Origin of the sequence: Chryseobacterium gambrini (genome assembly GCF_027920505.1) — a bacterium.
Lineage (GTDB): Bacteria > Bacteroidota > Bacteroidia > Flavobacteriales > Weeksellaceae > Chryseobacterium > Chryseobacterium gambrini.
Window position 1 is genome coordinate 376,956 of the sequence record NZ_CP115857.1, and the last position, 24,222, is coordinate 401,177.

At 36.4% G+C, this 24,222-nt stretch carries 16 protein-coding genes; 12 read left to right on the forward strand and 4 right to left on the reverse strand.

Annotated features, from left to right (window positions below; genetic code table 11):
- Positions 1–152: 152 nt before the first annotated feature.
- The 7 genes from PFY09_RS01600 to PFY09_RS01630 all read left to right on the forward strand — a co-directional run bounded on the left by PFY09_RS01600 (position 153) and on the right by PFY09_RS01630 (position 12,205).
- A complete protein-coding gene (locus tag PFY09_RS01600; protein WP_271161187.1) occupies positions 153–3,053 on the forward strand; it encodes a SusC/RagA family TonB-linked outer membrane protein in 2,901 nt (966 codons plus the stop codon).
- A gap of 11 nt (positions 3,054–3,064) precedes the next feature.
- Positions 3,065–4,618, forward strand: coding sequence for a RagB/SusD family nutrient uptake outer membrane protein (locus tag PFY09_RS01605; protein ID WP_271161188.1), 1,554 nt, complete (start codon positions 3,065–3,067; stop codon positions 4,616–4,618).
- Positions 4,619–4,634: 16 nt separating this feature from the next.
- Complete coding sequence (locus PFY09_RS01610) at positions 4,635–5,489, forward strand: hypothetical protein (protein ID WP_271161189.1); 855 nt, start codon at positions 4,635–4,637, stop codon at positions 5,487–5,489.
- Between the two features lie 21 nt (positions 5,490–5,510).
- Positions 5,511–6,986: a glycoside hydrolase family 30 protein gene (locus PFY09_RS01615; protein WP_271161190.1), complete on the forward strand. Its 1,476-nt coding sequence runs from the start codon at positions 5,511–5,513 to the stop codon at positions 6,984–6,986.
- 125 nt (positions 6,987–7,111) lie between these two features.
- The gene (gene bglX, locus PFY09_RS01620; protein ID WP_271161191.1) at positions 7,112–9,334 is read left to right on the forward strand and encodes a beta-glucosidase BglX; all 2,223 of its coding nucleotides are present in this window, start codon (positions 7,112–7,114) and stop codon (positions 9,332–9,334) included.
- Between the two features lie 520 nt (positions 9,335–9,854).
- Positions 9,855–10,664: a glycoside hydrolase family 16 protein gene (locus PFY09_RS01625; RefSeq protein WP_271161192.1), complete on the forward strand. Its 810-nt coding sequence runs from the start codon at positions 9,855–9,857 to the stop codon at positions 10,662–10,664.
- A gap of 101 nt (positions 10,665–10,765) precedes the next feature.
- The gene (locus PFY09_RS01630; RefSeq protein WP_271161193.1) at positions 10,766–12,205 is read left to right on the forward strand and encodes a glycoside hydrolase family 30 protein; all 1,440 of its coding nucleotides are present in this window, start codon (positions 10,766–10,768) and stop codon (positions 12,203–12,205) included.
- Between the two features lie 96 nt (positions 12,206–12,301).
- On the opposite strand, the gene PFY09_RS01635 is transcribed toward PFY09_RS01630, so the two are convergent.
- The 3 genes from PFY09_RS01635 to PFY09_RS01645 form a co-directional block, all read right to left on the reverse strand.
- Complete coding sequence (locus PFY09_RS01635; RefSeq protein ID WP_271161194.1) at positions 12,302–13,387, reverse strand: hypothetical protein; 1,086 nt, start codon at positions 13,385–13,387, stop codon at positions 12,302–12,304.
- Between the two features lie 67 nt (positions 13,388–13,454).
- On the reverse strand, positions 13,455–14,264 hold the full coding sequence (locus PFY09_RS01640; RefSeq protein ID WP_047375319.1) for an enoyl-ACP reductase FabI: 810 nt from the start codon (positions 14,262–14,264) through the stop codon (positions 13,455–13,457).
- Positions 14,265–14,384: 120 nt separating this feature from the next.
- Positions 14,385–14,684 carry a hypothetical protein gene (locus PFY09_RS01645; RefSeq protein ID WP_076390560.1) on the reverse strand — a complete coding sequence of 100 codons (300 nt, stop codon included), beginning with the start codon at positions 14,682–14,684 and terminating at the stop codon, positions 14,385–14,387.
- A 674-nt stretch (positions 14,685–15,358) separates the two neighbouring features.
- Here PFY09_RS01645 and PFY09_RS01650 point away from each other — a divergent pair.
- Positions 15,359–16,738: a hypothetical protein gene (locus PFY09_RS01650; protein ID WP_268053924.1), complete on the forward strand. Its 1,380-nt coding sequence runs from the start codon at positions 15,359–15,361 to the stop codon at positions 16,736–16,738.
- Positions 16,739–16,871: 133 nt separating this feature from the next.
- Here PFY09_RS01650 and PFY09_RS01655 read toward each other — a convergent pair whose 3' ends face one another.
- A complete protein-coding gene (locus PFY09_RS01655; RefSeq protein WP_256039392.1) occupies positions 16,872–17,726 on the reverse strand; it encodes a nucleoside phosphorylase in 855 nt (284 codons plus the stop codon).
- A 255-nt stretch (positions 17,727–17,981) separates the two neighbouring features.
- Between PFY09_RS01655 and PFY09_RS01660 the strand changes: the two genes are divergently transcribed.
- The 4 genes from PFY09_RS01660 (at position 17,982) to PFY09_RS01675 (ending at position 24,166) form a co-directional block, all read left to right on the forward strand.
- Positions 17,982–19,808, forward strand: a complete 1,827-nt coding sequence (locus PFY09_RS01660; RefSeq protein ID WP_271161195.1) for a cytochrome-c peroxidase — start codon at positions 17,982–17,984, stop codon at positions 19,806–19,808.
- Between the two features lie 198 nt (positions 19,809–20,006).
- Positions 20,007–20,852 (forward strand): tetratricopeptide repeat protein, encoded by an 846-nt coding sequence (locus PFY09_RS01665; RefSeq protein WP_108408675.1) that lies wholly within the window; start codon positions 20,007–20,009, stop codon positions 20,850–20,852.
- A gap of 211 nt (positions 20,853–21,063) precedes the next feature.
- Positions 21,064–23,208 (forward strand): PhoX family protein, encoded by a 2,145-nt coding sequence (locus tag PFY09_RS01670; protein WP_271161196.1) that lies wholly within the window; start codon positions 21,064–21,066, stop codon positions 23,206–23,208.
- Positions 23,209–23,266: 58 nt separating this feature from the next.
- A complete protein-coding gene (locus PFY09_RS01675; RefSeq protein ID WP_271161197.1) occupies positions 23,267–24,166 on the forward strand; it encodes a leucine-rich repeat domain-containing protein in 900 nt (299 codons plus the stop codon).
- The last annotated feature ends 56 nt before the right edge of the window (positions 24,167–24,222 follow it).

Consider the following 24,222-nt stretch of genomic DNA (forward strand, 5'->3'; position numbering starts at 1 on the left):
TTGGAAATATTTATGGTTTTCGAAGAAAAATTTATGCCTTCAAATGCCCAAAAATACTGGAAATATTAAAATAGTTATTAATAAAATGTTAAATAATTAAAAAAAAATATATTTTTATTGTCTCAATTTGAGAATTAAAAAACTAACTGTATATGAATGTAAGAATATCTAGAAGTTTAGGCATGGTTGCGGTGCTTTATTTCACTGCAAATTTTAATGCCCAAAACACAAAGACCGACACCCTTCCAAAAGAACAGAAAATTGAGGAAGTAGTCATGATTGGTTATGGTACTCAGAAAAAGAGTAATGTGACGGGAGCCATCTCGAGTATCAAAGCAAGTGACATCGAAGCGATCCCTGCCGGAAAACCGGAGCAGGTTCTTCAGGGTAGAGCCGCAGGTGTTAACGTAATTTCTAACTCCGGTCAACCGGGATCCAGTGCAACAATTCGTGTAAGAGGGGTTACCAGTTATTCCTCTAACAATGATCCTCTTTGGGTTGTCGACGGAATTGTGGTAGACGGAATTGGATGGTTAAGCCAAAGCGATATTGAAAGTATTGAAGTATTGAAAGATGGTGCTTCTTCTGCTATTTATGGAGTTTCTGCAGCTAGAGGAGTTATTTTGGTGACTACTAAAAAGGGAAAAAAAGGAAAACTTACCTTATCCTACAACGGTTTCTTCGGGGTGAGCAATGCCGCAAGAAAACTGGATCTTTTAGATGCTACACAATATGCTACCGTTATTAATGAAGGTTTTGCCAATGACGGACAAGCTGTAAGATTTCAGAATCCGGCATCATTTGGAAAAGGAACGGATTGGCAGAATGAGATTTTCGGAACCGGAGCAAGACAGAACCACGAGATCAGTATACAAGGTGGAAACGAAAAATCTACTTATTTTGCGTCATTTGGATATTACGATCAGACTGGTATCGTAATGAGTGATATTTCTTATTATAAAAGATTAACAGGACGTTTAAACTCAACTCATAAAGTAACAGATTGGCTTACTGTGGGGCAAACTTTTGCCTACACCAACCAAAAAAATCAAGGGATTAATGCTAATGGTGAGTTTGGTGGTCCTCTAAGTTCTGCGGTGAATTTGGACCCCATCACTCCTGTTGTAGTAACAGATTGGTCACAGGTAAATCCTGCTTTATATACCAATGAACATATTTTGAGAGATGAAAATGGAAATCCATACGGAATTTCGCCTTATGTAAATCAGGAAATGTCTAACCCAAGAGCCTTTAGATATACACAATTAGGAAACACTAACTGGTCAGACGATTTTATTGCTAATGTTTTTGCAGAAGTAAAATTTTTAAATCATTTTACATTTAAATCTTCATTAAATGGTAAAAAGGCATATTGGGGAAGTCAGAACTTTACTCCACTTTTCTATCTAAGTGCTACGTACAGCAATTTACTTCTAAACAGTTTAAGCCGTACGACTCAAAAGAAATTTGAATGGAGTTTTGAAAACACATTGAATTACCAAAATAAATTTGGAGATCATAGCTTGAATGTACTTTTGGGAACAGGATACTATGATTATAATATTGGAAATGGACAAACCGTTACTCATAAAGGTCTATCGATTAGTAGCTATGAAGAAGCTTCCTTCAACTTTGAAGTTCCTTTGGCAAACCAAACTTCCTCAGCGTGGGATAATCAGGAATGGAACAAAGCTTCTTATTTCGGACGTTTAATTTATGATTTTAAAAATAAATACTTATTTACTGGTACATTAAGATATGATGGTTCTTCGTTGTTTGGGGCAAATCACCATTGGGGTGTATTTCCTTCATTCTCTTTAGGATGGAATGTGGATAAAGAAAACTTCTGGCCGGAAAATAATGTGGTAAATAGTTTAAAATTCCGTGGAGGTTACGGAACTTTAGGTAATGATGGTATTGAAGCGTATAAATTTTCAAAATTCTACATCTCCGGAGCTAACTACACCAGTGGATCAGGAGGTGTATTAATTGGATATTTGCAAAATGGTCTCGAAAATAAAGATTTGAAATGGGAAACAACCACTCAGACAAATATTGCGGCAGATTTACGACTTTTCAAAAACTTCACTTTAACAGTTGATGTTTATGATAAAAAAACTTCAGATATTCTACGACCGGTTCAAATTCCGGGTTATGTAGGAGTTACAGGATCTTATATTGCCAATATTGGAGATATGAGTAATAAAGGGATTGAAGTAGAATTAGGCTACAAAAAAAACTGGAATGATTTTACAGTTTCTGTAAATACTAATTTTGCTTACAATAAAAACGAAGTTTTATCGCTTGAACAGGGAACAAAATTTTTGGATGGAGCAGGTTTCCAATCTATGGGATCGATCCAAAGAATTGTAGTAGGTGATGCCTATAATTCTTTCTACGGATTTAAAACTTTGGGTGTTTTCCAAAATCAGGCGCAGATTGATGCTTATGTAAATTCTAAAGGACAATTACTTCAAACAGAGGCAAAGCCTGGAGATTTTATTTGGGCAGATTCTAATGGCGATGGGGTAATCAATGATTTGGATAAAGTGAATTTGGGAAGTTCAATTCCTAAATATAATTATGGAGCTACTTTAAATGTAAGCTATAAAAACTGGGATTTTATGGTATTCGGACAGGGTGCCGGAGGAAACAAAATCTTTCAGGGTTTAAGAAGATTGGATATGTTAGATGCTAATTATCAGACAAAAATCTTAGACAGATGGACGGGAGAAGGTTCTACTAATGAAAATCCTAGATTAACACGAGCAGATGCAAATAAAAATTATTCAAGACTATCTGACTGGTATCTGCAAAAAGGGGATTATTTCAGAATTAAATTGATTCAGTTAGGCTATACACTTCCTCAAGATGTTACACAAAACTTTGGAGTTAACAAACTACGCTTTTATGTAACTGCTGAAAACCTAGTTACTTTTACAAAATATACTGGATACGATCCGGAAATTGCAGCTGGAGACTCTTTTGGTATAGATAGAGCATTTTATCCGCAGGCAAGAACTTTCATGTTGGGAGCTAATATAACTTTCTAATTTTTATTACAATGAAAAACAAATTTTTAAAAATATCAATAGCAGCTTCATTTTTAGTGAGTGTATCTACTCTTAATGTAGCCTGTAACAACGACACTTTAGAAGAAAAAGAATACAAAGGTGCATTTGCCGGAGATAACTTTTTCAGAAATGAGCAGGAATGTTTTTTTGGTCTTGTGGGGACGTACGACGTAATGAGAAAATATGCAGGTGGGTTTGAAAATATGGTAACTTTTTTCAATGCAGCTTCAGATGATTTCTATGCAGGAGGTGGTAGTGCTACAGACGGAGCTGGTATTCAGGGAGCATCAAGTTTTCAGATTAACCCAACTACAATGCCTGCAAGTTATTGGAGAGATTATTACCAGGGTATTGCAAGAGCTAATGCCCTTATTTTAAATGCTCCCAATGCATCAATGGATGAAACTTTGAAGCAACGCTTCATTTCGGAAGCAAAAACTCTTCGGGCAATGTATTATTTTGATTTGTTGAGGGTTTTTGGAAATATTCCCCTTATTTTAAAACCTTTTGAAGCAACAGACGATTTTTATAATGTTCCGCAAGTTGCAGCTGCACAAGTTTATGCTCAAATAGAAAAAGATTTGACCGAAGCTTTGCCAAATCTTCCTATGACGGTAAGTGGAGAGCAAAAAGGTAGATTAACGCAAGGCGCGGCAAAAGCTCTTTTAGGTAAAGTGTATTTATATCAAAATAAAAAAGCCCAGGCTGCCGCACAATTTGCAGATGTAAACGGAACTCCGGGAGGAACCAGTCAATATGGATATAAACTGTTGACAAGTTATGATGATCTTTGGAAAGCGGGAGTAGCACTAGGCGGGACTGCAGATCCTTATGAGTTTACATCAGAATCTATTATTGAAGCATCCCATAGCGACCAGGGAAAATCCGATTGGGGCTTTTGGGGACAAGGCAAGGATGAAGGAAATTCTATTTGCGTAATGAGTGCACCAAGATCTTATAACAGAATTAGTCAGACAAATCCTGCTAATAATGCTCCGGATATCGTCTCAGGTTGGGCATTTAATACAGTTACAACAGATCTGTTTAACTTTATGCAGAGTGATCCGCGTGTAAATGCTACTATTCTAAATATGAATGCGTTAAAAGCGCAAGGTAAGGCAGATTATGCATATAAGGATACGGGATATTTTCTTAATAAATTTATGCCTACATCTGATAAAAAATCAACTTTAGGTGTTACCGAACTGAATTATCGTCAAAATTATATGGTGATAAGATTGGCAGATACCTATTTAATGGAGGCAGAAGCACTTAACGGTACAGGATCCAGAGCTCAGGCATTACTGGATGCAGTGAGAGCTAGAGTTGGTTTGGCATCAGTTCCTGTTTCTATGCAGGCAATTAAAGACGAGAGAAGAAGAGAACTTGCAGGTGAAGGACATCGGTTTTTTGATCTTGTAAGATGGGGAGAGGCTTCTACAAAATTGGCTTCCAAAGGTTTTGTAGCAGGGAAAAATGAAATTATGCCAATACCTCTTGGTGAACTTACGGGAACCATTTTGAAACAAAATCCTGGGTATTAATTTAAACATTAACAACATGATAACTAAATATATTAATAAAAACCTTTTATTAGCCTCGTCAGTTTTTTTCTTGGCAAGCTGTACACCGGATAGCGTAGATGGTGATGGAAACGGTATCTCTCAAGGAGCTTTAGACGCTTCTTTTAAAGTTACAAAAACATCGGAGAATCATTACTTGTTGAAAAGAAATTACAATAATTATATTAATTCCAGCTGGAATATAGATGATGACGGTTATAATAATGGAAAAGGCGAACAGAATCTTTTCCTGCCGGATGCAGGAACTTATGTGGTTCAGCATCAGGCGGTAGGTATGGGTGGAGTTATCGGAGGTACAGCCAGTGAAACAATTGTTGTCCCTACTTCAGATCCGATTTCCGGAAATATGATTCAGGGAGGAAGATTCGATACACCTGATGAAGTTTCAAAATGGTCTGTTCACAAAATCAGCGCTTCAGGAGCTCAATGGGTTTTTGCTAACGGTAAAGCTACAATTGTTGCAAGTGGAAGCAGTCAGCAGGGTATTTATCAGGCTGTAAATGTTGTGGCAGGACAGAAATATTCCATCGATATGGTAGCTTCTTCAGATACACCTTTAGTAAATACATGGTTTGAGGTTTATGTTCTAAATACGGCTCCGGTAACGGGACAGGATGTAGGTGGAACGGTTTACAGAAATATCAATACCTGGGACGGTTGCGGAACGGGCAAATTCAAAGGAAAAGTTTCGTCTGTCGGATGCAACGGATCGAAAAATGGCGGAATTTATACAGCTACAACAACAGGAACCGTTTATTTGGAAATTAAGTGTGGAGGAGGTACTGTTAATAGCTTAAGTATTGACAAAGTTGAATTCCGTAGAACTCAATAATCTTCACACAATTAAATTGATATGAAATTACAATATTCATATAGTTTCGTACTTAGAAGTGCTGCACTTTGCGGTGTAGCGCTTCTTTCTTTTTTAAACTGCAGCAGTACCTCTTCGGATTTATCTAATAACGCAGATAATTCAGGAAACAACGGAAACGGAAGCGGAAACACTTCAGGAGATCCGGTACAGGTGTGGTTAACGAAAGGAGATCAGACGGTGAAACTACAACAGCAGGGAACCTCTTATTTTTCAGGAACTTCAGCAGCAGGAACCACCATTGAAGTAGATGGCTCACAAATGTTTCAGACGATAGATGGATTCGGATATACGCTTACAGGAGGAAGTGTACAGGTAATCAATCAGCTGAGTGCGACAAAAAAACAGGAATTGTTAAATGATCTGTTCAGCGCTTCAGGGATTGGGGTAAGCTGTTTGAGAATCAGCATTGGTGCTTCGGATCTCAACAGCGAAGTTTTTTCGTATGACGATATGCCGACAGGACAGACTGATCCTACATTGGCTCAATTCAGCTTAACCAAAGATCAGGCTTTGATCCAGATGCTAAAAGATATTCTGATCATTAATCCGAATATTAAAATTTTAGCAACACCTTGGTCGCCACCTGTTTGGATGAAAGACAACGGAAATACGATGGGAGGAAGTCTGAAACCAGAATATTATGGGGTTTATGCTCAGTATTTCGTAAAATACATTCAGGCAATGCAGGCTCAGGGAATCAGAATTGATGCCATCACCCCGCAAAACGAACCTTTACATCCGGGAAATAATCCGAGTATGTATATGTCAGCAGGAGATCAGGCAACTTTTATCAAAAATAATTTAGGTCCCGCTTTTCAGACGGCAAATATTTCTACCAAGATCATAGCTTACGATCACAATTGCGACAATCCGGCGTATCCTTTGGCGGTATTAAATGATACAGCGGCAAATCCTTATGTAGACGGATCGGCGTTCCATTTGTATGCAGGAGATATTTCGGCTTTGGGAACAGTACATAATCTATTCCCGAATAAAAACGTCTATTTTACAGAACAGTGGACCAGTTCTACCGGTGCTTTTTCAGGAGATTTGGATTGGCATATGAAAAATGTTATTATCGGATCCATGAGAAACTGGAGCAGAAATGCTTTAGAGTGGAATGTAGCCAATGATGCTTCATTCGGGCCTCATACACCGGGAGGATGTACCCAATGCAAAGGGGCAATTACCGTAAACGGAAGTACGGGTTACGACAAAAATGTTGCCTATTATATTATTGCTCACGCTTCAAAATTTGTTCCGGCAAACTCTCAGAGAATTGCTTCTACACAGGCAGATAACCTTTCCACGGTAGCTTTTAAAACTCCGGCAGGAAAAACAGTATTAATTGTTCAGAACAGCAACTCTACAGATAAAGCATTCAACATAAAATATAATCAGAAGACAGCTTCGGTAACTATGCCGGGAATTTCTACAGCGACTTATATTTTTTAAGACAAATATATCTGTTAAAATTTGTAATGATTGAAAACTTTTTTATTCTTTGTTAAATAAATTCATCCTGAACTTCAGGTTAAGAAAAATAGTACAAAAGGACAGATAATTAAAATTAGATTAAAATGAAGAGAGTTTATTTCTTATTGGCAGTTACAGCATTTGGAATCAATACATTCGCACAAAAGACAATTGATCAGAAAGTTTCAGAACTTTTGTCGAAAATGACGTTAGAAGAAAAAGTGGGACAGCTCGTTCAGTATTCAGGATTTGAATACGCAACAGGTCCGCAAAATTCCAATTCTGCAAGTGTTCTAAATGAAATAAAACAGGGAAAAGTAGGTTCAATGCTTAATGTGGCAGGAGCCGAAGAAACCAGAAAATTTCAGGAATTAGCGTTAAAATCGAGATTGAGAATTCCTTTATTATTCGGACAGGATGTCATTCACGGATATCGAACAACCTTTCCTGTAAATTTAGGTCAGGCAGCGAGCTGGGATTTAAAACTAATTGAAAAATCCGAAAGAATTGCCGCAACAGAAGCTTCGGCTTATGGAATTCACTGGACGTTTGCACCGATGGTCGACATTGCAAGAGATCCGAGATGGGGAAGAGTAATGGAAGGTTCTGGAGAAGATACCTATCTTGGAACACAGATCGGTCTTGCCAGAATTCGTGGTTTTCAGGGAAAAGGTCTTGGAAATCTGGATGCTATTATGGCTTGTGCAAAACATTTTGCAGCCTATGGAGCAGCAGTGGGCGGAAGAGACTACAATTCTGTTGATATGAGTTTAAGACAATTGAACGAAACCTATCTTCCTCCTTTCAAAGCAGCGGCTGAAGCCGGAGTAGCAACATTCATGAACTCTTTTAATGACATCAACGGAATTCCGGCAACGGCAAATAAATACATTTTAAGAGATTTATTAAAGGGGAAATGGAATTATAAAGGTTTCGTGGTTTCAGACTGGGGAAGTATTGGTGAAATGGTTCCTCACGGTTACGCAAAAGACAATAAAGAAGCGGCGGAAAAAGCAATAAATGCAGGAAGCGACATGGATATGGAAAGCCGCGCTTATATGGCAGAACTTCCCAATCTGGTTAAAGAAGGAAAAGTAGATCCGAAGCTGATTGATGATGCCGCAAAAAGAATTTTGGTTAAAAAATTCGAGATGGGATTGTTTGACGATCCTTATCGGTTCAGCAGTGAAAAAAGACAGGAAGAACAGACCAATAATCAGGAAAACAGAAAATTCGGAAGAGAATTTGGATCAAAAAGCATTGTTTTGCTTAAAAATGAGAAAAATATTCTGCCTCTTTCCAGATCTGTAAAAACGGTTGCTTTAATTGGACCTTTCGGAAAAGAAACTTCTGCCAACCACGGATTTTGGTCGGTTGCTTTTAAAGATGACAACCAGAGAATTGTAACGCAGTTTGACGGAATTAAAAATCAATTGGATAAAAATTCCACTTTACTTTATGCAAAAGGCGCAAATGTAGATGATCAGGACAGATCCATGTTTGCTGAAGCGGTGGAAACAGCGAAAAAAGCAGATGTCGTGATCATGACTTTAGGAGAAGGTCACGCGATGAGCGGTGAAGCAAAAAGCAGAAGCAACATCCATTTTTCCGGAGTTCAGGAAGATCTTTTGAAAGAAATTGCCAAAACAGGAAAGCCGATTGTTTTGATGATTAATGCAGGAAGACCTCTTGTCTTTGATTGGGCGGCAGACAATATTCCGGCAATCATGTACACTTGGTGGCTGGGAACGGAAGCCGGAAACTCCATTGCCGATGTTCTTTTCGGAACGGTAAATCCGGGCGGAAAACTCCCGATGACTTTCCCTAGAACGGAGGGACAAATTCCGGTTTATTATAATCATTACAACACCGGAAGACCGGCAAAAAACAATACCGATAGAAACTACGTTTCAGCGTACATTGATCTTGATAATGATCCGAAATTTCCGTTTGGTTACGGTTTAAGTTATACGCAGTTTAAATATTCTGATATGAATTTAAGCTCAAATAATCTTAAAGGAAATCAGACTTTAAACATCAGCGTAAATGTTACCAACAGTGGAAATTACGATGGGGAAGAAGTAGTGCAGTTGTACATCAGGGATTTATTCGGAAAAGTGGTAAGACCTGTAAAGGAACTGAAAGGTTTCCAGAAAGTATTCATTAAAAAAGGAGAAACAAAAACCATCAGTTTTACGTTAACTCCCGAAAATCTGAAGTTCTATGACGATCAGTTGAATTACGACTGGGAAGGCGGAGAATTCGATATTATGGTCGGAACCGATTCTAAAAATGTTCAGACAAAAAGAATTAATTGGACAAAATAATATTATTTTTTACTTACTAAGAGCGGGATAAAACCCGCTTTTGGCGGTAGAAGGCTGAACAGTTTTTAGAATGGTATCAGTTAAACACAAAATTTGTCATTCTGAAAGAATCTACATAATACTTTAGAGATGCTTCCAGCATGACAGACTTTGAAAATAATTAAATTAATTTTTAAACATATTGTTGTCATTCAGAACATAGACAGAAAGTCTACGAACGCAGTTCAGAAGCGGAGTGAAGAATCTACCAAACAGTATTTGAGATTCTTCCTTCGTCAGAATGACAAGTGTTGAGAATAAATTAAATAATAATTAAATCTTAATCTGGAATTTTTAACGCAAAGATTAAGAAAACGAATTATTGATTTTAAGGAGGCAAAGAAGAATCAACAAAGTTGATTTGATGAAGCTAACGTTTATTATAATGCTTTATCAGCGACAGGTCGCAATATTTGCTCACTAAAATTTTGTTTAATAAAATAAATCTTTGCATTAAAATATAAATCTAAAACATTAAACTTTGAAAATAAAACTTCAACATATTTTTCATTTCATCATCGGAGGAACTCTGGTTTTTTCAACAGTACATTGTGCTTCTAACAAGCCTGATTCCCGCAGGAAATTGATCTGGAGCGATGAGTTTAATTACAAAGGCTTACCCGATTCCTCAAAATGGAATTATGATGTCGGCGGAGACGGTTATGGCAATAATGAAGCTCAGTTTTACACAAAAAACCGTCCGGAAAATGCAAGAGCGGAAAACGGAAATCTTATCATTGAAGCTAGAAAAGAAAATTGGGAAAAGAATAAATACACTTCCGCAAGATTACTGACAAGGGGTAAATTTTCCTTTCAGTACGGAACTGTTGAAGTTCGTGCTAAACTTCCTAAAGGTCGCGGAACATGGCCTGCCATCTGGATGATGAGTGAAAACATGAAAAAATGGCCCGATGACGGGGAGCTGGATATTATGGAACACGTCGGATTTAATCAGGGGTACATTCATGCTTCGGTTCATACAAAAAAGTATAACCACATCATCGGAACACAGAAAACGGATACTTTGATTGTAAAAGATGCAAGTGAAAAGTTTCATATTTACAAAGCAGACTGGACACCGGAAAAAATTGATGTTTATATTGATAATCAGAAATTTTTCACCTATGAAAACAAAGAGAAAACGTACGAAGCATGGCCTTTTGACCAGCCGTATTTCATCATACTGAATCTTGCAGTCGGCGGCTTCTGGGGTGGAAAAGAAGGCATTGATGATACCATTTTTCCTCAGAAATATGAGATCGATTATGTAAGGGTTTATCAAAGTAAATAAAATAAAGGACTCCAAATTCCCCTTCTTTGGAGGGGTGGATAAATTTTCAAAGAAAATTGAGACGGGGTGGTTTAATATAAAAAAAATAAGAAAAGATAATAATGAAGAGATTAATTGTAAGTTGCTTGGTTGTCGGTTTGGCTTTCAATGCAAATGCACAAAATTACTGGAAGAAAAATACAGGAAAAACGGCAAAAGTTTTTCTTACCAACTCGGCAGCCAACGAAAAGATGGTTGACAAAGGCACGGTAAAATTCGAAAAATTTGGTCAGCCCAAAGAAACGGATGCCTGTATTTTTGTAGATCCGGACTTTAAATATCAGAAGTTAATAGGAATCGGCGGTGCAATTACAGATGCTTCCGCAGAAACTTTTTATAAACTTCCGAAAGATAAGCAGAAAGAAATTATTGAAGCCTACTACGGAAAAAACGGTTTGGGGTATACGGTTGTCCGTACCAATATGAACTCCTGTGATTTTTCGAGTGATTCCTATACCTACGTTCAGGAAAATGACAATACTTTAAAATCATTTAATGTTGCACATGATGAAAAGTATAAAATTCCGATGATCAAAGAAGCACAAAAATTAATTGGAAAAGATTTTACCTTCTATTTCTCCCCTTGGAGTCCGCCTGCATGGATGAAATCAAATAAAAATATGTTGAAAGGAGGAAGGCTGGAAAACGCGTTTTACCAGACGTGGGCAGATTATTATGTAAAGTTCATTAAAGAATATGAAAAAAGAGGAATCAATGTTTGGGGACTTACCGTTCAGAACGAACCGATGGCAACGCAAAGCTGGGAATCGTGTATTTATTCGGCGGAAGAAGAAGGGGAGTTCCTTAAAAATAATTTAGGTCCTGCTTTATGGAAAAATGGTTTCAAAGATAAAAAAGTAATGATCTGGGATCATAACCGTGATTTGATTTACCAGAGAGCAACCACCACACTCAGCGATCCTGAAACTTCTAAATATGCTTCAGGAATCGGCTATCACTGGTACGAAACATGGAACAACAAAACCCAGCTTTTCGATAATCTGACGGAAACCCAAAGAGCATTTCCGGATAAGTTTTTAGCTTTTACGGAAGGTTGCAAAGAGCAGTTTGATATGTCTAAGATTTACGAAGTGAGTTTAGGCGAATTATACGGAAGGAATATGATTAACGATTTCAACAAAGGCATGGCTTTATGGACAGACTGGAATGTTCTTCTGGACGAAACAGGCGGACCAAACCATGTAGGAAATTTCTGTTTTGCGCCGATCATTGCAGATACCAAAACCGGAGAACTGCATTATACGTATGAATATTATTATGTAGGACACGTTTCGAAATTTGTAAAGCCCAATGCAAGAAGAATAGGAACCTCTTCAAACAGAGCTGCTTTAACCTCAACCACTTTTATGAATGAAAACGGACAGTTGGTAACCGTAATCATGAACGATACAGACAATGCCATCGATACGAATCTCTGGATTGAAGGAATGACTGCAAAATTATCTGCTCCTGCACATTCTATACAGACTGTAATTTTATAGACTTCATATTAACATTTTATTATTTAGAATCGGCGGCATCGAAGATGCCGCCGATTTTGTTTTTCCAAAATTCTAATAATTTATTCCGAAATGAGCCTATTCTTTTTCCAATAAAATCCATTCGTTGAAAGTTGCTTCACCTCCAACTCCTTTTATATAATATTTTGCTCCTTCTTTCTTAATATAAAAAACAGAAGAATCAGACTTACACTCTTCTTCAGTATCATTATAATATAACTCTAAAATATTGTTGTTTTCTTTTATAACATATTTTCCGTTACATCGTATAGATTCATGATACGTATTTGTTTTCAATATAGCTTCTTTGTCTTTTATTGTAAATGAATAACTTATTGAGGCCATACCTGTAGAGGTGGCTTCTGTTTCAATATAGATATTATAATTCCCATCAATGTTTGATATATTGGAACTTTTATTATTAGTAAATGATAAATTTGCTTTATAATATTTGAACGTTTTTGAGTCATCATCGGTTACTTTTATTCCAATATAATCGTCACCCAACCATACTATTTCTTTAATATCAAAATAATCTGAAGAAAAGCTCCGATATTCAATAAATGTTTGATTATTGTTAATTTTCAGAATACCCAAAAAACTTTTATTTTTATTATAAATATAATTGTAACAATATGCTAAATATTTTGTATTAGGAGAAATAACAGGATTTTCCACTGTATCATCGCCAGGTGATACAATGCTGTATACATAGGAATTCGTTGCATTAATCAGATTAAGTTCACTAAAGCCTAAACCATCACCTATGCTATTTGCTGAAAAAGCATATATATTTAAAGACGGATAAAATCCTAAATATTTATACTGTGTTTCTCCTTCTTTTAATGTATTGGCTAATGACCTTAGTTGCAAGATTCTATTATTTATTTCCAAAACATAATTATCATCTTTTTCATGCAATGGAGAATTTGTGATTGTATTTGCTGTGCTTTTCAGGTTTTTGTATTCCTCTATAGTTATTTCTGTAAAATCCAACAATGGTAGCTTTTCAAAATTCTCAGTGAGACCGACTTCGATATGTTTTAGCATTTTAATATCAATTACCTTTTTCTGGACGGGAAGTTCTTTTTTTATTTCCTTTTCTTTTGTACAGCTAAAAAGAATAATAGATAATACAATAAATGTTTGTGCAATATTTTTCATTATAATTTACAATACAAAAAAACCAAAGTAAGTAATACTTTGGTTTATATTTAAATAAGTTCAATCTTTATTCAGTATCATATTTACTGATCACTCTCTGAGTAACCCCCGAACTGCTGAAACCTCCGTCATGGAAAAGATTCTGCATCGTTACTTTTTTCGTAAGATCAGAGAATAACGTTACACAGTAGTCTGCACATTCAAGAGCCGTAGCATTTCCTAATGGAGACATATCTTCTGCATATCCAAGGAAACCTCCGAAACCTTTCACGCCGCTTCCCGCTGTCGTCATTGTAGGAGACTGAGAAACCGTGTTTACACGTACTTTTCTTTCACCCCAGTAATTTCCGAATGTTCTTGCGATACTTTCAAGATAGGCTTTGTTATCAGACATATCATTATAATCTGGGAATGTTCTCTGAGCCGCAATATAAGTAAGCGCCAAAATACTTCCCCATTCGTTCATACAGTCTTTTTCCCAAGCCACTCTCATTACTTTGTGGAAAGAAACCGCAGAGATATCCCAGCCTTTTTCCAACCAGTCGTAGTTCATTTCTGTATAATGTTTTCCTTTTCTCACGTTGATGGACATTCCGATAGAGTGAAGGATGAAATCGATTTTACCGAATTTGGCAACAGCAGCATCAAAAAGTTTTTCAAGATCCTCAATAGAAGTAGCATCTGCACCAATTACTTCAGATCCTGTTTTCTCTGCTAAACCGTTAAGTTCTCCCATTCTCAAAGCAATAGGAGCATTAGACAAAATAAATTCAGCACCTTCTTCATGACATCTTTCTGCAACTTTCCATGCGATCGATTGTTCATTAAGGGCTCCAAAAATAATTCCCTTTTTGCCTTTAAGTAAACCGTATGACATAATTTTTTAATGTTTATTATTATACAAATGTAGCAATATTTGTGTTTAGTACATAATAAAAAACGGAGCCTTCTGTAAAAAGACTCCGTTTTTCTTGAAAATATTTATATGACTGAAATTTTAATTCGTTTTCTTGTTCCATTCTGCTTTTACATCTTCAGCAGCATCCTTCGTTTTTTCCCACGCATCATTGGCTTTATCTTTAACATCATCCCATGCATCAGCAAAATTATTTTTTACTCTGTCCAGCCAGTCTTCTTGTTTTGCTTCTTCATCACTGTTTCTTTTTTCATTGATATAATCTTTGGCTCTGTCTGCCAATTCTTCTACCTTCCATTTTGCATTGTCTGCCGCATCTTTTAACGAGTTTTTTGTGTTATCTACTGCGTTTTCTGCTTTGTTGTATTCTGAATTGTTCATAATGTGATATTTTGTTTGTGTGATTATGATTAAACAAGAACTATTCCTAAATTTTTTTCTGATTGTTAAAATTTTCATAAACTTTTATTTTAAGAATAAACTGGTTTCAGATTCTGTTTGGCACTTTACTTTATACGATGTTGAAGATCTTTTATGATGATCATATAATTGTCAGAAATGAGGAGCTTAAAAAAGGAAAAGCTATTTATATATAATGTCCCCATAAATTTTTATTGTAATGAATTTATAATTTAATAGTAAATAATTGTTGTTATTAAGTTCATAAATAATTAATATTTATATTTTCTATTATGTTGTAATTATTGTATTTTACAGCGTTATAAGCGCCTGAAACCATCAGTATTTGCGCGCATTTTTCTTCAACACAGTGTGATAAATTGTGTTTTATTCATTTTTTTGTGATGTTTTTTATTAAAAGACGAATTTTATAAAAATTCAGAAAAAATTAAAATCATTGTTTTATTGCTGTTTAAAGCCGATTTTCTATAGAATAAATTCTATATTTTTCTTCATTAAGAAGTGATTAAAAGGTATATTATGTCCTGATTATTCACTCTTTGGTGTTAAAATATGAAATAATCAAAAAAAATGATGTTTTATTAAAAAATATTATATTTGCATTATCAAACTGATAGCTATTTAATAAACCAGAAATGCAAAAACAGACGAAACTTCAAATCTTATTTACAGCTTTATTTTTTCTTAATTTTAATTTCTCATCAGCTCAGGTTGGGATAGGCACGTCTTCTCCTAATCCTTCTGCCATGCTCGAAATTCATTCTGCCAATAAAGGGGTGCTTTTTCCGAGTGTTGCTTTAGATTCTCAAACCGATAATATTACCATTCCTTCGCCTTCCGACGGACTTATTGTCTGGAATAACGGACAGGCAGGATTAGTGGAAACAGGGTTCTTTTACTGGAACAATGCAAAATGGAATATGCTTTCCGTAGAAGGAAGTCAGATAAACCCGGTTATTCCCGGAGGAAATGGAGGAAACGGATGGAATGATTCCGCAACGAACAGTGGAACCAATGCAGGAGCAAATACCAATCTTGCTCTAGGAACCAATACCTACGATGACCTTATTTTTAAAGTAAATTCTGTAAAAATGGGAAGACTGGGAGTCGATAATTCCGTAAGTTTTGGACCGATGGCAAACGCCGGACAGAACGGAATATCTATAGGAACTTCAAGTTCTGCTTTTCAGGGAGTTTCTATCGGAAACGAAGCTTCAGTAACGGCAAATGACGGTTTGGCAGTAGGAAATAAAGCTACGGCAGCCGCTTTTAAATCGAATGCGATCGGCTATAATGCCAAAACCAATAAAAACGAATCCACAGCAATCGGAAATAATTCTCTGGCAGACGGATTTCAGTCTACAGCAATCGGATATAACTCCAAAACCACGGCCAACGAATCTTCTGCATTCGGAAACAATTCTTTCGCGGCAGGATTTCAGTCAGTGGCATTAGGATACAATGCAAAAACAAACTCCAACAGCGAGACAGCAGTTGGATTCAATACCGTTACCAACGGACAGAATTCCACAGCAATAGGTTCCGGAGCTTCTGCAACAGGGCAGAATTCTACAGCAATTGGTTACAACACCACCACAAGCCAGTATAATGCAATTGCCATCGGAAACAGCAGTGCAAACGTAGGAATAGGAACAAGCACTCCGAATACAACAGCAAGATTAGACGTAAACGGACAGTACAAATTGGGAAGCAAAGGAACGGTAAATAAAAACCAGATCAGTTTTGAGGTTTGGCCAAGTGTTTCTATTAATAACCTGCCATCAGGAAAATCTACAACTATGGATATTGCTATTCCTGCGACAATGCTTCCAAGCTCTACCAGAGCGACAATTGTGGTAACTCCGGCTTCGGATTTTGCAGGAAATGCATCATTTTCTATCTCGAACCCGAGAATGACTTCCACATCAAATATCACAATTAATCTTACCAATATTTCAGGAAATGCAGAAAGTTTATACTCTTCACATTTCTACGTAACGATTAACGAATTTTAATAGAATTGAATAAATAATACGATGCATCACTTCAAATAGATTAATCAATCTTCAAGAAGTTTTAATTTAATGGTTATAAAGAAAGGATCTCGCTTATGAGATCCTTTTGATTTTATTAATGTTGAATGTATAATTATTTGATGACTCTTTCTAAAACCCACTCGATAAGATTTTTTTCCGAAGCATGATGATCGGCGGAGAATTCTCCACGTCTTCTGTTGGCAATCACGTTGTTTACGGTAATTGCTTTATGACCTAAAAGTCTGGATAAAGCATAAATGGCGGAAGTTTCCATTTCAAAATTGGTTACGCCAAGATCATTCAGCTTTTCTAAAAACTGATCGTCCACAGCTTTTAAACGCAGTTGTCTTCCCTGTGGAGCATAAAAGCCCGGGAAAGTAGCTGTGTTTCCGTGATATTTTGCGTCTTTGTACAATTCTCCCAATTCTTCCGCCCAGTCTGCAAAATAAAGCATCGGTTTAATTTTCGGGTAAGGGAATTTTTCCATAAAATTTCTGGAAAATTCGTTTTCAAACTCGTAATCCTGATAAAAATGCATTAATCCATCTAGTCCTACAACATTCTGCGTAACCAGCATATTATCCACCTGAACATCAGGATTCACACTTCCGCAGGTTCCCATTCTGAATAACTGTAAGGCAGAATGTTCCGTTTTAAACTCTTTATTTTTAAGATCGATATTTACCAGCGCATCAAGCTCATTCATCACAATGTCAATATTCTCTGTCCCGATTCCGGTAGACATTACTGTGATTCTTTCGCCTCTTAATGTTCCTGTATGCGTGTAAAATTCTCTTTTATTTTTCTTTACTTCTACTTTGTCAAAATATTTTGAAACCTTCGCAACACGATCAGGATCGCCTACAAGAATAATTTTTTCGGCAATATCTTCAGGTAAAAGGTTCAGGTGATAAACACTTCCGTCTTCGTTCAGAACAAGTTCTGAAGCAGCAAGTTTATTCAGCATAAATTCGTTTTTATAGTTTAATACATTGAAATTGTGATCGGTTTCCGCCAATCTTTAAAAATCCTCTCCCAAGATCCTCATCATTATTTTTAGAATGTCAATATCTGAAATTGACTGCTCGGTAATGAATTTGATTTCGGGGTTTAAAATTAATAAAAAATACCCGAATAGAGATGTAAACATTATTTAATTCAGATTTAAAATTGTGGTAACGTCCGAATTGTGCGCTATTAATAGATTTGCGCAAAAAATTTTATGAGATTTTATCCCTTTGCTGCGGTACTTTTTCTGCTTGTCTTTTCTGCAATGTCTTTCAATCTGGTTGATAAAGGAGTGAAAAGTGAAGATACATTCGTCAACAAAGGTTTGTCGGAATTCAAAAATAAACTTGAAAACTTAAAATCGGATGCCAAAAGTTTTTCGGAAGATAAAATTTCCATTGAAGAACTTCAGCAGTCATTAAAAAATACCAGAAATTCTTTCAAGGAAATCGAGTTTTACGTCGCGTATCACTATCCTGAATTTACAAAAACCCACCTCAACGCAGCACCGCTTTTTCACATTGAAGCAGCGGGAACTTCCGCTTATACACTTCCTCCGGAAGGATTACAGGTTTTGGACGAAATGATATTCTCGGATGAAGCACTCGAAAAGAAGGATGATATTAAAATAATTGCAGATTTTTTATATAACAGCTACGCGAGTTTTTATTTAAGTACCGTAAAAAACGGTTTAAGCAAAGGAAACAATAAAACATTACCGTTAAGAATTGAACTCATCAGAATCTACAGTTTAGGCGTTACAGGTTTCGATACTCCGGGTTCGCTGAATGTTTCCGATGAAACCGTTCATGCTTTTTCAGGGATGCAAAAATATCTTCATGATGATCTTTACTTTAAAAATTATAATATTCAGAAAGCCGATGCCATTTTAAAGGAAGGAATTAATTATCTCACAAAAAATACAGATTTTGAAACGTTCGACAGGATTGAGTTTTATAAAAAATACATTCAGCCTTTATACGAAGAATTCGGAAGCTGGGACGGAAGAAGCGATGATCTGAAAGAATTTTCGGGTTGGAATGTGGGGAATAAAAACTTTTTCAGCAGCGATTTTCTGAATCCCTATTTTTATACATTATTAAAAAAAGACGAAGATAACGGAGATTTAAGAAAATTAGGAAAAGAAATTTTTTATGACCGGAACGTGAGTAACAGCGGAAAAATGAGTTGTGCAACCTGCCATTTACCGGAAAATGCGTTCACCGATTTAAAAGCAAAGTCTCCGAGTAACGTAGAGGGAAAAACCGTGCTGAGAAATTCTCCGTCTTTGTATAACGCGGTTTTTGCCAAAAGATTTTTCTATGATTTGAGGGCTTTTTACCTTGAACAACAGGCAGAACACGTCATTTATAATAAAGATGAATTCAATACAAGCTATGAAAGCATCATTAAAAAATTAAAAACCAAACCGGAATACAGAAAAGCCTTTAAAGCTGCTTTTAAGAATGGTGAAATCAATAAAGAAAACTTTTCCAAAGCTTTGAGTTCCTATGTGGCTTCATTGTATTCTTATGAAAGTGATTTTGATCAGTTCATGAGAAACGAAAAAGAAATTTCATCGGATGCGAAGAAAGGATTTAATCTTTTTATGGGAAAAGCAAACTGTGCAACCTGCCATTTTGCGCCGAACTTTTCAGGTTTGGTTCCGCCGTTCTTTAATGAAAACGAATCTGAAGTTTTAGGAATTACGGCAAAACCAATCAGCCAGAAACCTTTGGAATTAGATGCAGATCAGGGAAGAATCAACAGTCCAGTGAAAAAGGAAAATTCATGGATCTATGAAAATTCTTTCAAAACAGTAACGGTAAGAAATGCGGCTTTAACGAAACCTTATTTTCACAACGGTGCTTTCAATACTCTGGAGGAAGTTATGGATTTTTACAACGAAGGGGGAGGAGAAGGTCTTGGTTTAAAGGTGAAAAACCAGACGCTGGCTTCGGATAAGCTGAATTTAACCCAAACAGAGATTAAACAGATTATTGCATTTTTGAATGCTCTGACGGATGTAAGCAGGAAATAGATAACAATAAATGAAATATCCAACAGTTTAAGTACCACAATTATAAAATTTGTAGGTAAACTTTTATTAAAATGACTATATTGCGCCGATAATAAAAACGTATAAAAGTTAGTCTTACCAATATCTGTATAGCAGAGCAGATTATTCAGGCTAAAAATAATACGATTAATAAACTATTTACCTTAAAAACTTAAATTTATGAAGTACGTTATCATTTTTGCAGCGATTCTTGCTGTGCTTATTATTTACACGGTAATTTCCAGCCGTAAAAGTTTAAAAAATGCTCCCGGAAGATTAATCAATGCCAGAAAACTGTATGCTGATGGAGATTACAATGCCGCTTTAAAAGAATTAAGAGAGGCATTTGTTCTTCCATTCGGAGACAAAGTAACCCTTGAATACAGAACCCATGTATTGGGCGTTTTAGATCTTTTAACAGAAATTTTAAACGGAATGAATGTTAAGGGCGATAAATTAACGGCTAAATTGTACAAGCGACTGAATGAGGCAACCGGAACGATTCAGATTGAGGAATATCTGCTGAAACCAATCAATGATTTTTTTGATAATACGGAATCTGATGAAAAACTGGCGGAGTTTTTGAAAAAAGCGGTTATGTCGGGTGAGATTGGTGTTGTTTACAGTGACGATAATTCCGGACCGGATATCAGTAACAGAACCAATGAATTTATCAACCGCGGCGGGAAATTTTTAATGAAGGGAGAGTATCAGAATGCGATTGATGTTTATAATGAAGCGCTTACCCAAAGCTGGGATCAGCAGGATGAAGCTTTTCTGTACGATCAGTTGGCGTCATGTCATTTTATGAATAAAGATATAGTTTCAGCGGAAGCAAATTACCAGAAAAGTATTAGTATCAAACCGTACTATACCAATGTGTGGAACTATTGCGACTTTTTGATTTATAACAAGCGAAAAGCAGATGCGGAAACACAAATGTCTAATCTCGCTACACTGATTAAGACGAAATCGGATCAGAAAGAATACGATAGTCTGTTCAAAAAATGGTACAGCCTGTCTTAAAAACCTAACCCCAATTGAATACAATTAAAAGTCATATATTTTTATATGGCTTTTTTTGGTTCTTATAAGTTCCGGCTTAACATAAAATTCATGTAATTAACATTCGGTTTTCCATTAATTAATATTTCTCAAGATTTATTTAAAATCCTATTAACAGGGGCTTCACAGCAATCTGATAGTTTTGCACTGTCTAATAAATCGAAATTTTAAAATGAAAAGAAAACTACTAACAGTTGCAGCTCTTGCAATGGTCACGGGTTCGTTACTGAACGCACAGACTTTTATTTTTAACAAAAATTCCGCATGGAAATACAACGATAGCAATACTGCTTTGGCATCCCAATGGAAAACAGCAACTTATGATGTTTCCACATGGTCTCAGGGAAACGGACCTCTTGGTTATGGTGATCCTGTAACGACCACAACGGCTACAGGACTTATCACGGCTTATTTTGCAAAAGATTTTACCGTAAACTTAAACGATCTTTCTTCCACTATGGAATTAGGGGTAATGAGAGACGACGGAATCGTAGTTTATCTTAATGGAGAAGAAGTCGTAAGAGACAATATGCCTTCCGGAACAATCGATTTCAATACACTATCAAGTACAACAATCGATGGAGCGGCAGAAAGTGTTTATAATGTTTTTTCTATTCCAAAATCCAAATTCGTTAACGGAAACAACAGAATCTCCGTCGAATTGCACAACAGAGGCGCTTCGAGTTCAGACTTAAGAATTGATGCTTATCTTAAAACAACTTCAACCGTAACTCCGGTTCCTTGTAACGCCAATCACATCAGTTGTTTTACTTCCATCGTTCCTACCGCACAGACGAATAAACTAATCATTCCAACAGAACATAAATATCAGCTTATCCTTAAAGAAGGTGACAATTATACAGAAGGAGGTGGTTTAGTAGGAGGACAGAACGATTTCACAGCTTATGTTCCGAAAAATGCAAGCAGCACCAACGGATATCTTTCTGTAAACCACGAGACAAATCCGGGAGGAGTTACCATGGCGGAAATTAATTATAATGCTACTACAAAACTTTGGCAGTTGTCCAGATCAAGAGCAGTGAGCTTTTCGGCTCCGAGTCTGGTTCAGACCATCAGAAACTGTTCGGGAGGCGTTACTCCGTGGGGAACGGTGGTAACTGCGGAAGAGCAGACCACTTCAAGCGACGTTAATGCAGACGGAATGAAAGATTACGGATGGCTGGTAGAAATAGATCCGGCAACCGCTCAGGTCATTTCCCAGAATACAGACGGATCTAAAGGAAAACTTTGGCAGATGGGAATCATGAATCACGAAAATGTAGTGATTAATAATACAGGAACAATCGCTTATTACGGTGAAGACGGCGGAACACACATGGTTTACAAATATGTGATGGATACTCCGAATAATCTTTCTTCCGGAAATCTGTATGTGCTGAAACTGGATCAGGGATTAAGCGGAGGAGATCCTGTTGCAACAACCGCAACGTGGATTCAGGTTCCTAATAAAACAAAAGCAGATCAGAATAACACTACCTCTTTGGCCCAGTCTCTTGGCGGAACGTCTTTCAACGGAATCGAAGATGTGGATATCAGTCCGCTTGACGGGAAAATCTATTTTACGGCAAAAGGTCTTAATAAAGTGTACCGATTAAAAGATGACGGAGCCACAGCTTCTCAGGTGGAAACTTTCGTAGGAGGTCTTACGACGAACTATTCTTTCGACACAGCGCAAGGAACAAAAACCGAAGCTTGGGGAGACGGAAACGACAACCTTACGTTCGATGAACTTGGAAATCTTTGGGTGCTTCAGGATGGTGGTAAAAACTACATCTGGGTAATCGCTCCGGATCATACTCAGGCAAATCCTAAAGTGAAACTATTCGCTTCCATGCCTGCAGGATCGGAGCCGACCGGACTTACTTTCACGCCGGATCACAAATTCGGATTCTTCTCCGTACAGCATCCGGATTCTACGATTTCAACTGATATTGATGCGACAGGAAATACCATTGATTACAGAGGAAAATCGGCAACTGTTGTTATCGCTCTTAAAAACAATTTAGGAACTACAGGTTCATTAGGAACAATTGATGCTCAGACAGAAAATACAGTAACTGTTGCTCCGAACCCGACTTCAGGATTGGTGAAAATCAATTCTCCGAAAGGGTTGAAAAATATTATGGTAACAGCGTACAGTATTGATGGGAAGATTGTTTTCACCCAGAAATATTCAGGACTGAATAAAGTTTTAGACTTAGATTTTACAAGACAGCTTGAATCTTCAAGAGTACTGGTTTTAAACATCGAAGCAGAAGGCGGATTCCAGCACACGGTAAAATTGCTTAAAAAATAAATTATTAATATTTACATAACTGCTTATGATGATATATTGCTTGTAGTTTTTTATTTGTATGAAAAAGCTCTTTTTTTCTATTTCATTTTTAATACTTTCACAGGCAAAAGCACAGATTGATCCTGTAAAATATCCGACGTATACCAATGTGGATGACGCAATAAAAAGCGGACAAACCATTTACAGCATGAGTTTCAGAGGAAAAACCATGTTCAATCTTCCGGTTGAAATCCAAAAGTTAAAATCCATCTTTTTCCTGAATTTAATGGAAAACAGGTTTGAGAAAATGGATGAGTCAATTTTCAAGTTGAAAGAACTTACCATTTTAAACTTAAACGAAAACAGCATCAAATATATTCCTGACGAAATCGCAGAACTTCAGAAACTGGAAAGTTTTTCCATTAATTTAAATAATTTAACGAAGATAAATCCGAATTTGGCAAAACTTCAGAAATTAAAGGTGATCCATCTTGATGCCAATAATCTGAACGTTTTTCCGGAAGCTTTACTAAAGATTCCAAGTCTGGAGGAAATTAATTTGCAGGGAAATCAGATCAGTTTTATTGCTAAAGATTTAGATCAGATTAAAAAGCTGAAATCATTAAATTTGGCTTCCAATCAGATTAACGATTTGGGAGATTTAGTATTTCCTAAAGAATTAAAATACATAGAATTACAGCAGAATTCAATTTCAAAACTTCCCGATGGATTATTTCAATCCGGGAATCTGGAGTTTTTAAACGTAAGCCAAAACCATATCAAAGAAATTCCGTCCAAAGTAAAAGGACTGAAAAATATAGTAAGCATGAATTTAGCAAACAATCAGCTAAAAGACCTTCCCTCCGAGTTTTCTCAACTGAAGAATCTTAAAACACTGATCTTAACAGGCAATCCGATGGAAAAAACAACCATTGAAAAACTGAAAATAATGATGCCGCAAACGCAGATCTATTTTTAAAAATCTTAAAATTATTTTAACGGAACATTTGCAAGGCTTCCGCTATCATTTGCTGA

Excerpts from the sequence above, each read along its gene's own strand:
- bglX (WP_271161191.1), top strand. The coding sequence starts at position 7,112 with ATGAAGAGAGTTTATTTCTTATTGGCAGTTACAGCATTTGGAATCAAT.
- PFY09_RS01670 (WP_271161196.1), top strand. The coding sequence starts at position 21,064 with ATGAAAAGAAAACTACTAACAGTTGCAGCTCTTGCAATGGTCACGGGT.
- PFY09_RS01605 (WP_271161188.1), top strand. The coding sequence starts at position 3,065 with ATGAAAAACAAATTTTTAAAAATATCAATAGCAGCTTCATTTTTAGTG.
- PFY09_RS01610 (WP_271161189.1), top strand. The coding sequence starts at position 4,635 with ATGATAACTAAATATATTAATAAAAACCTTTTATTAGCCTCGTCAGTT.
- PFY09_RS01665 (WP_108408675.1), top strand. The coding sequence starts at position 20,007 with ATGAAGTACGTTATCATTTTTGCAGCGATTCTTGCTGTGCTTATTATT.
- PFY09_RS01615 (WP_271161190.1), top strand. The coding sequence starts at position 5,511 with ATGAAATTACAATATTCATATAGTTTCGTACTTAGAAGTGCTGCACTT.
- PFY09_RS01655 (WP_256039392.1), bottom strand. The coding sequence starts at position 17,726 with ATGCTGAATAAACTTGCTGCTTCAGAACTTGTTCTGAACGAAGACGGA.
- PFY09_RS01630 (WP_271161193.1), top strand. The coding sequence starts at position 10,766 with ATGAAGAGATTAATTGTAAGTTGCTTGGTTGTCGGTTTGGCTTTCAAT.
- PFY09_RS01645 (WP_076390560.1), bottom strand. The coding sequence starts at position 14,684 with ATGAACAATTCAGAATACAACAAAGCAGAAAACGCAGTAGATAACACA.
- PFY09_RS01650 (WP_268053924.1), top strand. The coding sequence starts at position 15,359 with ATGCAAAAACAGACGAAACTTCAAATCTTATTTACAGCTTTATTTTTT.
- PFY09_RS01675 (WP_271161197.1), top strand. The coding sequence starts at position 23,267 with ATGAAAAAGCTCTTTTTTTCTATTTCATTTTTAATACTTTCACAGGCA.
- PFY09_RS01635 (WP_271161194.1), bottom strand. The coding sequence starts at position 13,387 with ATGAAAAATATTGCACAAACATTTATTGTATTATCTATTATTCTTTTT.
- PFY09_RS01660 (WP_271161195.1), top strand. The coding sequence starts at position 17,982 with ATGAGATTTTATCCCTTTGCTGCGGTACTTTTTCTGCTTGTCTTTTCT.
- PFY09_RS01600 (WP_271161187.1), top strand. The coding sequence starts at position 153 with ATGAATGTAAGAATATCTAGAAGTTTAGGCATGGTTGCGGTGCTTTAT.
- PFY09_RS01640 (WP_047375319.1), bottom strand. The coding sequence starts at position 14,264 with ATGTCATACGGTTTACTTAAAGGCAAAAAGGGAATTATTTTTGGAGCC.